Source organism: Yinghuangia sp. YIM S09857 (genome assembly GCF_051388915.1).
Lineage (GTDB): Bacteria > Actinomycetota > Actinomycetes > Streptomycetales > Streptomycetaceae > Yinghuangia.
On sequence record NZ_JBPKBH010000004.1, the window covers coordinates 161,006 to 173,474 of the forward strand.

Here is a 12,469-nt window from a genome sequence, read left to right on the forward strand (position 1 = left end):
CCCGGTACGGCCGTGCCCCGAGGGCTACTTCAGGCCGATGCGGTCCATGTACAGCACACCGGCGTTGTACAGCTCGATGCCGGTGAGCTTGTCGTTGTAGACGGGCCCGACGACGGCCTCCGAGTACACCCACGCCGGCATGTCCTGCACCAGTGCCTTCTGGAGGTCCGCGTACGCCTGTTTGCGCACCGCCGGATCGCTGCTCGCCCGCCCGGCCGCCAGCGCGCGGTCGGCCTCGGGGCTGTTGTAGCCGCCGTAGTTCAGCGGGCTGCGCGAGTGGAAGGCGTTGAAGATCTGCGGCTCGGGATCGACCAGCCAGCGCTGCGTCAGCAGGCCCTGGAAGTCCTTCTGGATGGCCGACTTCACGATGTAGGCGCCGATCTCCAGCGCCTCGATCCGCATCGTCACGTTGCGGTAGGTGTGCAGGCGGCTCTGCATGTACTCCGCGGTCTTCTTCGACGACGGGTTCTGCGGGATCAGGTACGAGAAGTCGACCTTCTTGCCCTCGCGCTCCAGCTCGTCGAACAGCCGCTGCGCCTCCGCCTGGTTGTACGGCGCCTGCACCGACGCGGGCGAGAAGAACTGCGACGAGGCGGCGAACATCCCCTTGGCCGGAATGTATCCGTTGTCCAGCACCCGGGGGATCGCCTCCGGGTCGAGTGCCAGTGACACCGCGCGGCGCGCCCGCGGGTCGTCGAACGGCGCCCGCGCGACGTTGAACATGAAGTACTGGCCGCCGTCTACCCGCAGCACCGACGCCTTGGCGTCCTTGGCACCGCGGTCCAGCAGGGCGGGGTCGGAGCTCGTGAAGATGTCCGCCTGCCCGGACTTGACCGAGTTGAGCTGCTGGAGGATGTCCGGCACGTTCTTGACGGTGAAGCCGTCCAGCTTCGGCAGCCCCTTGTCCTTCTGCCAGTACGTCGGGTTCCGCTCGAACACCTGCTCGCTTCCGCGCACCCAGTTGCGCAGCACGAACGGGCCGGCGCCGATCGGCTGCGACCCGTAGACCTCGGGCCCCTTGGCCAACTGCGCCGGGGACTCGATGTAGGTCAGTTCCTGGGCGAGCGTCCGGTCGAAGTTGGCGTTGGGCGCGGGCGGTTTCACCGACACCGTCAGCGGGTCGACCACGCTGATCACCAACCCGGCGGCCGCCGCGCGGTGCAGCGACTGGGTGGCCGGATCCGCGTGCATCTCCCAGTTGGTCTTCACCGCCGCGGCGTCGAGCGGAGTCCCGTCGCTGAACCGCACGTTCGGGCGCAGCTTCACCGTCCAGGTCAGGCCGCCGTCGGACGTCGACACGGACTCGCCCAGGTGCGGGAGCACCGCACCGGTGCCGGGCTGGATCACGAACAGCGGGTCGTAGAGGGCGGACAGGCGCGGCTCGTCGGTGACCGCGACGTACGCCGTGCGAAACACGTCGAGCTGCGCGGAGTCCTGCACGGCCAGCATGGTCAACTGGCCGCCCTGCCGCGCGGGCGGCTGCTCCGAGGCGGCACCCGTCGCGGGCGGCGCAGCCGAGGGCCCGGGCGTGTCCCCGTCGGAGTCGGAGTCACTACAGGCCGTGGCGACGAGTGAGAAGGCGAGGACGACCGCCGCGAGCGCGGCCGCAGGATGTCTGGAGCGGAGTGGGCGAAGGGCGTGGCGGGGCAACGTGATCCACCTCCAGCTTGGGAACGGCCCTGGCGGGGACCGTCTCGTGCGTGCGTGGAGTGTGCGAGAGCGCCGTGCCGAGCGGGGGATCCGGGCAGGCGGCGGCCGCACAGCCGCGCGCCCCAACCCGGATCGCTTCCGAGAACGGAACCAAGAGGGGGAACAATGTAGGGCCGCGCGGTGGTGAAGACCATCCCGACGACGTGTTTTCCATCGGGTAGTTCCACGACCCTTCGGATGGCCACGGCCGGTGGCGGTACGCCGACCGCCGTGCACCGGCCGGCGTACCGCCACCGTCGACTTCAGGCCGCGCTCTCGCCGACGCCCGTGAACGCCGCCCACAGCGCCGCGTAATGCCCGCCCAGCGCGAGGAGTTCGTCGTGGGTGCCGGTCTCGGCCACCCGGCCGCGGTCGACCACCGCGATGCGGTCCGCCTTCGCCGCCGTCGTCAACCGGTGCGCGACCACGAGCGTGGTGCGCCGTAGGGCCAACTCGTCCGCCGCCCGCGTGACCGCCGCCTCGGTGGCCAGATCGAGCGCGGCGGTCGCCTCGTCGAGCAACAGGATGTCCGGGTCCACCAGTTGGGCGCGCGCGAGGGCGATCAACTGGCGCTGGCCCGCGGACAGGGTCCGGCCGCGCTCGCCGACCTCGTGCAGGTAGCCGCCCGCGAGCGCGGCGATGGCGTCGTGCGCGCCCACCGCCCGCGCGGCGGCCTCGACTTCGGCGTCGGTGGCGTCCGGTCGGCCGTACGCGATGGCGTCGCGCACGGTGCCGGCCGCGAGGTACGCCTCCTGCGGCACCACGCCCAGCCGGTGCCGGTACTCCGCGAGGTCCCAGTCGCGCACGTCCACGCCGTCCACCCGGACCGCGCCGGAGTCCACGTCGTAGAACCGGGCGACCAGCTTGACCAGCGTCGACTTGCCGGCGCCGGTCTGCCCGACGAGCGCCACGGTCTCACCGGGGGCGATGCGGAGCGTCACGCCGGAGACGGCTTCGGCGGGGCGCTGGGGTGCCGCGTCCTTTGCGCTCCGTGGGTGCTGCGGGGTCGGTGGGTCCGCGGCCGCGTCCTTGGCGGGCGGCGTGGTTGCGGTGGCCGCCGTGGTGGTCGTCGTGGGCGCGTACGCGAAGTGCACGTCGTCGAACACGATTTCGCCCTTGAGTCCGGTCGCCGGAACCGGAACCGGCTTCGCGGGGCGCGGCGTCGAGGTCGGCGTGCGCAGCAGGTCGCGGATGCGCCGCAGGCCGACCGCCGCCTGCTGGTAGCCGTCGAACACCTGCGACAACTGCTGGATCGGCGAGAAGAACATGTCGATGTAGAGCAGGTAGGCGATCAGCGCGCCCGCCGTCATCGTGCCGTCTCCCACCCGCCGGGCGCCCACGACCAGCGCGAGCGCCGCCGCCAGGCTGGAGAGGAACTGGCCGAACGGGAAGTACAGCGCGATGTAGCGCTGCGCGGTCAGCCGCGAGTCGTAGTAGTCGCGGCTGCGTTCCGCGAACCGCGCCGAATTGCGCTCCTCGCGCCGGAACGCCTGCGCGGTGCGCATGCCCGCGACGTTCTCCTGGAGGTCCGCGTTGACCGCGCTGACCTTCTCGCGCGCGTCGTCATACGCGGCAGCGGACTTCTTGCGGAACACGACGGTCGCGGCGATCAGGACCGGCAGCACGCTCATGACCACGAGCGCGAGCTCCCAGTCGAGGATCAGCAGTGCCGCCATGATCCCGAAGAAGGTCAGCAGGCTGACCACCGCGCTCACCAGGCCGGTCTGGAGGAACGTCGAGGCCGCGTCGACGTCCGTGGTCATGCGGGTCATGATGCGCCCGGACATCTCGCGTTCGTAGTAGTCCAGGCCGAGCCGCTGGAGGTGCGCGAAGGTCTTCACGCGCAGTGTGTAGAGCAGGCGTTCGCCGGTCCGGCCCGCGATGCGCACCTGCGCGACGTTGACCACCCAGTCCGCCGCGACCACCGCGAGCGCGACCAGTGACACGAGCAGGATCGTGCGCGTCGCGCCGTCGCTCACCCCGCGGTCCACGCCGTCGCGGATCAGCGCGGGCAGCGCCAACTGCGCTGCGGCGTCCAGCGTCACGAGCAGGAGCCCGACCAACAGCGGTGCTCGGTACGGCCGCAGCAGCGACCGCAGCGTGAACTTCCGGTCCTCGGCCCGCGCGACGCGGTCGTCGACGTCGGGCTTGTCGGTGGCCGGCGGCAACGCCGCGACCTGCGCGAGCAGTTCGGGCGTCGCGGGCATCATCGCGGCGAATCCGCCGCCGAATCCGCCGCGTCCGCCGCCGCCCGGGCCGCCCGGGCCTGGGCCGCCGGTTCCGGCGGCCGCGGTGGCGCTGCCGTTGGCCGCGGTCCTGGCGAGCGCGTCGGCGGAGTCGGCGTCCGGGATCCCGCTGCGGTCCCAGAGTTCGGGCGTGACGCCGTCGATCCGGCCGAGCGGCGCCCCGTCGGCACCGCCACCACGCGCGGCCTCCGGGCCGGCCGCCGAACCGGTGGCGTCCCCGGCGTCCGCTTCGCCGGTCTCGCGGCCCTCGGCGTCGTCGCCCGGGCCGGACAGCAGCAGCCGGAACAGCGGGCAGCGCGCGTCCAGTTCCCGGTACGTCCCGACGTCCACCAGCCGCCCACGGTCCAACACCGCGATGCGGTTCGCCAGTTGGAGCGTGGACCGGCGGTGCGCGATGAGCACGGTGGTGCGTCCCGCCATCACGCGGCGCAGCGTCGCGTGGATCTCCGCCTCGATCTTCGGGTCGACGGCCGAGGTCGCGTCGTCCAGCAACAGGATGCGCGGGTCGGTGATCAGCGCGCGGGCCAGCGCGATGCGCTGCCGCTGGCCGCCGGACAGGGTCAGACCCTGCTCGCCGACGACCGAGTCGTAGCCGTCCGGAAGTTCCGCGATGAACGCGTCCGCCTCGGCGGCCCGGGGCGCGGCCCTGACCTGCTCGTCGGTGGCATCCGGGCGGCCGTACGCGATGTTGGCCCGCACGGTGTCGGAGAAGAGGAACGAGTCCTCGGCGACCAGACCGATGGCGGCGCGCAGCGAGTCGAGGGTCAGGTCGCGCACGTCGTGGCCGTCGACCCGGACCGCGCCTTCCTGCACGTCGTAGAAGCGCGGCAGCAGCATCGACACGGTCGACTTGCCCGACCCCGAGGTGCCGACCAGGGCCAGCGTCTCGCCGGGGGCCACCGCGAGGGTCAGGCCGTCCAGGACCGGACGGGAGGCGACGTACCCGAAGGTCGCGCCGTCGAACTCCAGGCCCGCCGCGCAGGAGGTGAGCCGCGTGGCGTCGGGCTTCTCGGTGACCAACGGCTGGGAGTCGACGACCTCGTACACCCGCTCGACCGACGCGCGGGCCTGCTGGCCCATGGTCAGCAGCCCGGCGAGCAGCCGGACCGGGCCGACGAGTTGGCCGAGGTAGGTCGAGAACGCGAGGAACGTGCCGAGGGTGATCTCGCCGCGGATCGCCAGCCACCCGCCAAGCCCGAGCACGCCGACCTGGCCGAGCGCGGGGATTGCGGACAGGGTCGGCGTGTAGCGGCTGTTGAGCCGGACGGCGCGCATGCGGTTGGCGAAGAGCCTGCGCCCGGCGTCCTCAAGTCGCGCGACCTCCTGTGCCTCCTGGCCGAAGCCCTTGACCACCCGGACGCCGGTGACGGCGCCGTCGACCACGCCGGCGAGCGCCGCGGCCTCCTGCTGCGCGGCCCAGGTGGCCGGGAACAGCCGCCGACGCGACACGCGCGCGACCGCGAAGAGGCCCGGCCCGATGGCCAACGCGACGAGGGTGAGCAGCGGGGACAGCGTCAGCATGATGACGAGCGAGAGCACGAACAGCAGGGCGCTGCCGGTCAGCATCGGGAGCATGGCCAGCACGCCGGAGATCATGTTGATGTCGGAGCCCGCGCGGCTCACGATCTGCCCGGTCTGCAACTCGTCCTGGCGGGCGCCGTCGAGGCGCGAGAGGGCGCCGAACACCTGGGTTCGGAGGTCGTACTGCACTTCGAGCGAGAGGCGTCCGCCGATATAGCGCCGGACGTACGCCGCCCCGAAGCTGAACAGCGCCGCACCGACGAGCAGGACGGCGAGCGGGCCGATGGCCCCGGTGTCGCCGGCGACCGCGTCGTCGATCACCGCACGTTGCACGAGCGGTACGAACGCGGTCACCGTCATGCCGACGAGCGAGGCTCCGAACGCCCACAACACGCTGCTCTTGTGCTGCCAGCAAGCGGCCAGGATGCGCCGCAGCCACCCGCGCCCGCCGCCGGTGCGCGGAACCTCGGGAGCGGGCTGCCCCGCGGGGGTGGTCACAACCACCGAGTCTAGATGCTTAGCCCCTCTAACGATCGGTCGAGACGGGGTGTGGAGGTGTTGCGGGGAGGGAAGAGGACCAGCGTGCGGGTCACGACCCGGCGCGGCCGCCCTTCGGCGGCTCGGCGGCTCGGTCTTCGCGGCGATGGGTCCTCGCGCTTTTGGCTGCGCATCGCAGGCGGCTTCCACCGCGGTCGATCGGGGTGCCGGGTGACGTCCGGGCTGTCCGCGGCCGCCGCCCCGCTTCGCGCCGCCCAGCAGCGGGGAACGGCCGGCCGAGCAGGGGGCCGGTGCCGCCTGGCGCGGCCGCACTTGTACGGCCTCGGTCGAGCTGCTTTGGGCGTGGCGTTGGGGCGTCCCGCGGACGGGTGTTCCCGTGTCCTCGGCCGTCCTCGCGTTCCCGCCCCTACAAATAGTCCTCAAGGCGGGCGATGGCGAAGCCCTGGGCGGTGACCTCGCGGACCACGAGGCGGAGCATCGCGTTCATGTCGCCCTTCCACGTCTCGGGGCCGCGGAAGTGGGTCAGGATGATGTCGCCCGGGTGGAACTTGTGGTCGCCATAGCGGTACTCCATCCGGTCCGGGAACGCCTCCTGGTTCCACAGCGGCACCGCGGTGACCCCGCACGAGGCGGCGGCGCGCAGCGTGGCCTCGGTGTACTCGCCGAACGGCGGCCTGAACAGGTTCGGCCGCACGCCGATCTCCCGTTCGAGGTTCTCCTGCTGGCCGCACACCTCGCGGCGGTTGCCCTCGTAGTCGAGCTTGCGCAGGTCGCGGTGGTTGAGCGTGTGGTTCTGCACCGCGACGCCCTGGTCGCGAAGTTCGCGGAAGTAGCCGTAGTTCGACCGGGCGAGGTAGTCGGTGACGAACGCGCTGACCGGGATCCCCAGTTCGCGCACCATCCGGTTGAACTCCGGGTCCTTCTCCATGCCGTCGTCGACGGTCAGGAACACGACCTTGTCGGCGGTCGGCACGCGCCGCACGACCGGCGGCAGGTCGGGCCGTACGATCACGTGCTGCCCGTTGGCGGCGAGCACCGGCTTCGTCGCGGGCGGCGGCGGCGCGAGCAGCGGTGGCGTGGTCAGGCCCCATGCCCGGGCCGCGGTGGCCCGCGCGGCCCGCAGCGCCTCCGCGCGCTCGGCGGCCGCCTGCTGCGCCTCCCGCGCGGCCTTGGCCTGCGCGGCGGGATCGGGCGGCGCGGGCACCGGTTTCGGGGCGATGTCGGGGCCCTCCGACGCCGCGGGCGGCTGCGGTTTGAAACGCGGCCCCGGGCCGTGGTTGTCCGGTCCGGGCGCGGCGCACGCGGCGGCGGTCGCGGCGGCGAGTACGCAGGCGGCGGCGATCTGGCGGCGGCTTCGGTCCCGTTTCGTAGGATCACCTCCGATTTACGGCATATGACCGACAATCTTTGCCCAGCCGCCGGACCGACCAACCCCTTTGTCGCGCAAGGGCACCCATTTCGCCCGGATAACGCGGCCAGTTCACCCGCACGCGTGGCGCAGCCGGGTGAGCGGGCGGGAGGGGTCGACCAGAACGAGGGTCGACCAGAAGGAGCGCGTCCAAAAGGAGGGGCGACCGAGCGGGGGAGCGCCCGGTGGGAGTGGCTTGGGGTCGGGGGGAGATCGCGAGGGCGCGGGCGCGAGGGCGAGAGGGCGAGGGCGAGCGGAGAGCGCGAGGCCGGGGGAAGCGCAGGAGGTGGGAGTGAGGGAGGGGAACGGGGAAGGGCCGCGCGTGTGTGTGCGCCGACCTCCGTGATCTGCCTGGGGCCAGGCGTTGCAGCCAGGCGTTCCCACCGCTTACGCCTCCAGGTGCCGCGACCCGCGCGTGCGGGTGTTCCGTCGTTCTGCGCATCGACGACGTTGAGTGGGCGCCGCGACCCCTGCGCCGACGTCTTCGGACGTGTCGGCCAGAGTCGTGTCAGGCCGGAGGCGTCGCCCCGGTTGCCGCCTTGTTCAGGTGCCTCGCCTGCTGCCTCGTCGCACAGCGCGTCCGCCCCGACGGCTGCCGAGCGTTTGCCGGGGCACGGAACGCGGTGCGCGCGGCGCAGCGGGGCGCGTTCGGGGGCGCAATGCGAGCGGGCTACGGCGCGAACGGGCGCACGGGGTTCCCTCGTCGGGGTGAACTTGCGTGTCCTGGAGCCTTTCGAGGCACCGGCGTTCACCCGTGCGGCGCAATACGGCGCCGGGGAACGTCGACAAAACCCTAGAGTCAAGCCGCCGTCACGCGGGGTGACGGGTTACGGCGTCGGCGTCCCCGGTGGACCGGCGCCGCTGGACGAGGAGGCGAAGCAGGTATGAGGTTCGGATTCCGGCGGGCGGCCGTCATGGCCGTCGCGGTGTTCTTCGGCTCGATGGCGTCGTTGTACGTCCCGGCGTCGCGGGCCGCACAGCTCCCGCGTGTGCCCCGCGTGCCGGACCGGTTCATCCCGGCCTACTTCGCTCTGCCCTTCCCCGGTCCGCTGTGGACCATGCCGGGAACCGTCTCGTTCGCCTGACCGGCCGACCGCGGCGGCACCGCGACCGACCCTCGCGGTCCGCGCCGCACCACCGGACCGGACGCGCCCGGTCCCGACCGCGCGTCGCCGGAGCACCGAACTCCGGCGGCGCGCCCGGTGGCTGCACGTTCAGCGACCACCCGCACCTCCGAAACCGGTGTGCCGCCCGGGGGAGCGACTTCTATCGCACACAACGCGGCGAACACGCCGGAGGTCACGGCCGCCGCGCCGAAAGACCGCAGCCTCTTCGCCAATCAACCGAACGGCCGAGCGATTTCCGAGGCTGTGCGGTCGAGCCTGGCGGCCGGACCGGTCGGCCGACGCGCCGTCAGACCGTGCCCATGATCAGCGGGCGCAGCCGCTCGGTGTACGTGTCCTCGTCGACGTCCTGGAAGAACTCGGGATAGGGGCGCCCGACCCAATAGGTGAAGGTCACCGGGCATCCGGCCGGCCGCCCTTGATAGTCGAGCGCGTTGCTGTCCATGTCGAGAGTGGCGACCTGGCGGCCGGTCTTCAGCTCGTAGACGGTGTACGTGTACGACGCCGCGTACAGGTCCGCACTCGGGCTCGTGTCCGTGCACACCCTGATCACGTCTTCCCCCCGCTTGCGCACCTCTGTCTGGCAGATCAGCAGTTGCGCCCGCGGCACGTCCCAGTCCCAGCGGGTCTTCGCGGGGTCGTACGCCACCCACTCGCGCGGCAGGTCGAACGTGTCGCCGACCGCCAGGTGCGGGCCCGGGCCGGTGTACGGCGCCGCGGCGGGGTCGGGGAAGGTGAAGACGGTCGCGTCACCGCAGTCGGCGCTGAGACTGAGGTCGGCGGGCGGACTCGTCGAGGCCGACGGCGCCGCAGGCGGTCCGGACGGCGGGGGCGAACCCGCGGAGGACTGCGCGGCCGGCTTCGCCGCATCGTCCGATCCCGTGCAGCCGGATGCCGCGACCACCAGACACGCGGCGGCGAGCACCGCCCTCGACCTGGTCCTGAGCCCGCACCCCAGGGTCAATCTGCGTCGCAATGCTCCCCGCCTTTCCGTCGTGCCTTCCGTGGTGGCTGTGCCTTCGGGTGCGGACGGTGCCCGCCGGGGAGGCGAAGCCGCGACCAATGCCTTGATACAACGAACTGCCGTACGCCGTTCGGGTTACGGCTGCCACGGGTTCGCGCGCGCGAAAAATCCGGCGACACCGGGGCTCGTCCGCGATAGGGGTGGCTCCATGGATGAGGTCGAGGTCGTCGTCGCCCACCACGAGTGCGCGACGCTGCGCGTCGGCGACGTGTTCCTGAAGATCGACGCCGATCAGGCGCGTACCGACAATGAGGTCGAGGCGATGACCCTGGCGCCGGTGCCGACTCCCGCGATCCTCTGGCGCAGGCCGCCCGTGCTGGCGCTGGCCGCGCTGCCCGGGGCGTCCCTCGGCCGCCTCGGCGAGCCGTCGCCCGCGTCACCGGCGGCGTGGGTCGCGGCGGGCGCCGCCGTCCGGCGGTTGCACGAGGCGCCGGTGCCGTCCCGGCAGGGCCGGGCGGGCCGCGGGCGCGAGGAGTTGACCGAGGAACTCGACGTCGAGTGCGAGTGGCTCGTGGCGAACGGCGTTCTGCCGCCCGAACTGGTCGCCCGCAACCGCGAGGTGGCGGACGCCGCGCTGCGGCCGTGGACCCCGGCGTTCACGCACGGCGATCTGCAACTCGCTCACGTGTTCGTGGACGGCGACGAGGTCACCGGCATCATCGACTGGACCGAGGCGGGCCGCGGCGACGCCCTGTACGACCTCGCGACGCTGACGCTCGGGCACGACGAGCACCTGGACGACGTCCTCGACGGCTACGGCGCCGATGCCGACCTCGACGTGATCCGCGCGTGGTGGTCGCTGCGCAGCCTGCTGGGCGTGCGCTGGCTGATCGAGCACGGTTTCGACGCGTTCGGGCCCGGCGGCGAGGTCGACGTCCTGAAGGCCGCGCTGTCCTGAAAGCCGCGCTGGACGCTCTGCCCTGAAGGACGCGTGTACCGAAGGACGCTGAGGGCCGCGATGTGACGGCCGCGCCGGTTCCGTCGTAGGTACAGCCGGGGGTCAGGCCGCCCCCGCCTCGTCCGCCTCGCCCTCGGCCGGGAGCAGTTCGGCGGCGAGTTCGGACAGGTCCAGATCGAGCACGCGTGCGAGCTGCGCGACGGTGAAGAACGCCGGCATCGAGATCGCCCCGCGCTCGATCTTGCGCAGCGTGTCGAGCGGGACGCCGGACTGCGCCGACACCCACGCCGCGCTGCGCCGGCCGCGGGCCTCGCGCAGTGCCTGGCCGAGCACGCGGCCGCGGTCCCGCTGTTCGTCGGTAAGAGGGGTGCGCACCATGCCCACGATTGTATGGCCTGCTTTGTTTGGCGCGCATTGTTTGGGACGTATTCTTTGGTGTGTATTATTTGGCCAGGATAAGAATCCTGGACGAGAGGAGGCGGACATGGTGTCACTCAAGAGCGCGGCCGAGCTGGAGCTGATGCGGGAGGCGGGGGCGGTGGTCGCGGACGTGCTGCGCACGGTCGCGGAGGCGGCGCGGCCCGGTGTCAGCCTCCAAGAACTGGACGAGATCGCCGCGCGGGTGATCCGTGAGGCCGGGGCCAAGCCCTCGTTCCTGGGCCAGCGCCCGCATCCCGACATGCCGCCGTTTCCGGGTGTGCTGTGCCTCTCCGTCGACGACGTGGTCGTGCACGGGGTGCCGAGCCGTCAGGTGCTGCGCGCCGGGCAGTTGCTGTCCATCGACGGTGGGGCCGTGGTCGGCGGCTACCACGCCGACGCGGCGGTCACGGTCGCGGTCGGCACCGCGGACGCGGCGGGCGAGCGCCTGTGCGAGGGCACGCGCGCCGCACTGGACGCGGCGGTGGCCGCGATGGTGCCGGGCGGCAGACTGGGCGACGTCGGGTACGCCGTGCAGGAGGTGGCCGCGGCGTACGGGTACGGGATCCTCCGCAACCACGGCGGCCACGGTGTCGGCACCGAGCTGCACGAGGACCCACACGTCCCGAACCACGGCCGCCCCGGCCGCGGTTACCGGTTCCGCGAGGGGCTGGTGCTGGCGTTGGAGCCGATGTTCCTGGAGGGCGGCGGCGACGCCTACCGCGTGCTTCCGGACGGGTGGTCGCTCGCCACCGCCGACGGCTCGCGCGCCGCGCACTTCGAGCACACGGTGGCCGTCACCGCGGACGGCCCGCTCGTGCTGACCGCCTGAGCAGGGACCTCTTGGGTCTGGACCGCTTGAGCCGGGACGCCGCGAGTCGGGGCCCCGGGGAGTCGGGCCCCCGGGAGTCAGGACCTGCGAGTCGGCCCCGCGAGCCGGGACGCCGCCGAGTCGGGCCCCGGGAGTCGGAACGGCAGGTGGCTCGCGGCGCGCTGCGGGACCCCGTACGCCCGCACCTCACATGCCGCGCCCGCCTGTCACCTCGACCACCGTGCCGGTGATGTAGCTCGCCAGGTCAGACGCGAGGAACAGCACCGCGTTGGCCACCTCGACCGGCTCGCCCGCGCGCTGCAACGGGACTTCGCGCTCCTTGGCGTCCCAGATGTCCGGCCGCATGGCCTCCGTCATCGCGGTGCGGATGAGGCCGGGCTGTACGGCGTTGACGCGTACGCCCAGGTGTGCGAGCTCTTTGGCGGCGGCCTTGGTCAGGCCGACGATTCCGGCCTTCGCCGCGCTGTAGTTGGTCTGGCCGGGCAGGCCGATCTTGCCGGACAGCGACGAGATGTTGACGATCGCGCCGCGCCCCTGCTCGCGCATCACCAGGGACGCCGCGCGGGTTCCGAGCCAAGTGCCCTTCAGGTGCACGTCGATGACCGTGTCGAAGTCCTCGATGCTCATCTTGCGCAGCGTCGCGTCGCGCGTCACACCCGCGTTGTTGACCAGAATGTCGAGGGCGCCGTACGTGTCGACGCAGGCCTGCACCAGCGCGTCCACCTGCTCGGGCTCCGTCACGTCGCAGGCCACGCCGATCGCGCTGCCGCCCTGGGCGACGAGGCCTTCGGCGGCGGGGGGGGGGGGGGGGG

General features: G+C 72.5%; 9 protein-coding genes. 3 read left to right on the forward strand and 6 right to left on the reverse strand.

Annotated elements, in window-relative coordinates:
• Positions 1 to 24 precede the first annotated feature (24 nt).
• The 3 genes from ACRX5S_RS09555 to ACRX5S_RS09565 form a co-directional block, all read right to left on the reverse strand.
• Positions 25 to 1,650: an ABC transporter substrate-binding protein gene (locus tag ACRX5S_RS09555; protein ID WP_436772387.1), complete on the reverse strand. Its 1,626-nt coding sequence runs from the start codon at positions 1,648 to 1,650 to the stop codon at positions 25 to 27.
• A 302-nt stretch (positions 1,651 to 1,952) separates the two neighbouring features.
• Positions 1,953 to 5,954 carry an ABC transporter ATP-binding protein gene (locus ACRX5S_RS09560; protein ID WP_436772388.1) on the reverse strand — a complete coding sequence of 1,334 codons (4,002 nt, stop codon included), beginning with the start codon at positions 5,952 to 5,954 and terminating at the stop codon, positions 1,953 to 1,955.
• 406 nt (positions 5,955 to 6,360) lie between these two features.
• Positions 6,361 to 7,158, reverse strand: a complete 798-nt coding sequence (locus ACRX5S_RS09565) for a polysaccharide deacetylase family protein (protein ID WP_436772389.1) — start codon at positions 7,156 to 7,158, stop codon at positions 6,361 to 6,363.
• A gap of 1,088 nt (positions 7,159 to 8,246) precedes the next feature.
• Here ACRX5S_RS09565 and ACRX5S_RS09570 point away from each other — a divergent pair.
• Positions 8,247 to 8,447: a hypothetical protein gene (locus ACRX5S_RS09570; protein WP_436772390.1), complete on the forward strand. Its 201-nt coding sequence runs from the start codon at positions 8,247 to 8,249 to the stop codon at positions 8,445 to 8,447.
• Between the two features lie 328 nt (positions 8,448 to 8,775).
• Here the strand turns inward: ACRX5S_RS09570 and ACRX5S_RS09575 are convergent, their stop codons facing one another.
• Positions 8,776 to 9,411, reverse strand: a complete 636-nt coding sequence (locus ACRX5S_RS09575) for a hypothetical protein (protein ID WP_436772391.1) — start codon at positions 9,409 to 9,411, stop codon at positions 8,776 to 8,778.
• Between the two features lie 247 nt (positions 9,412 to 9,658).
• On the opposite strand from ACRX5S_RS09575, the gene ACRX5S_RS09580 reads away from it, so the two are divergent.
• Positions 9,659 to 10,408 (forward strand): aminoglycoside phosphotransferase family protein, encoded by a 750-nt coding sequence (locus ACRX5S_RS09580; protein WP_436772392.1) that lies wholly within the window; start codon positions 9,659 to 9,661, stop codon positions 10,406 to 10,408.
• Positions 10,409 to 10,510: 102 nt separating this feature from the next.
• Here the strand turns inward: ACRX5S_RS09580 and ACRX5S_RS09585 are convergent, their stop codons facing one another.
• Positions 10,511 to 10,786, reverse strand: a complete 276-nt coding sequence (locus ACRX5S_RS09585) for a helix-turn-helix domain-containing protein (protein ID WP_436772393.1) — start codon at positions 10,784 to 10,786, stop codon at positions 10,511 to 10,513.
• Between the two features lie 106 nt (positions 10,787 to 10,892).
• On the opposite strand from ACRX5S_RS09585, the gene map reads away from it, so the two are divergent.
• Complete coding sequence (map, locus tag ACRX5S_RS09590; protein WP_436772394.1) at positions 10,893 to 11,657, forward strand: type I methionyl aminopeptidase; 765 nt, start codon at positions 10,893 to 10,895, stop codon at positions 11,655 to 11,657.
• A 186-nt stretch (positions 11,658 to 11,843) separates the two neighbouring features.
• Here the strand turns inward: map and fabG are convergent.
• Positions 11,844 to 12,469: 3-oxoacyl-ACP reductase FabG (gene fabG, locus ACRX5S_RS09595; protein ID WP_436772395.1), on the reverse strand; the 626-nt coding region annotated here is incomplete at its 5' end.

Bases quoted from the DNA above. Each gene is read 5' to 3' on its own strand.
- ACRX5S_RS09570 (WP_436772390.1), top strand. From the start codon at position 8,247: ATGAGGTTCGGATTCCGGCGGGCGGCCGTCATGGCCGTCGCGGTGTTC.
- ACRX5S_RS09580 (WP_436772392.1), top strand. From the start codon at position 9,659: ATGGATGAGGTCGAGGTCGTCGTCGCCCACCACGAGTGCGCGACGCTG.
- ACRX5S_RS09585 (WP_436772393.1), bottom strand. From the start codon at position 10,786: ATGGTGCGCACCCCTCTTACCGACGAACAGCGGGACCGCGGCCGCGTG.
- map (WP_436772394.1), top strand. From the start codon at position 10,893: ATGGTGTCACTCAAGAGCGCGGCCGAGCTGGAGCTGATGCGGGAGGCG.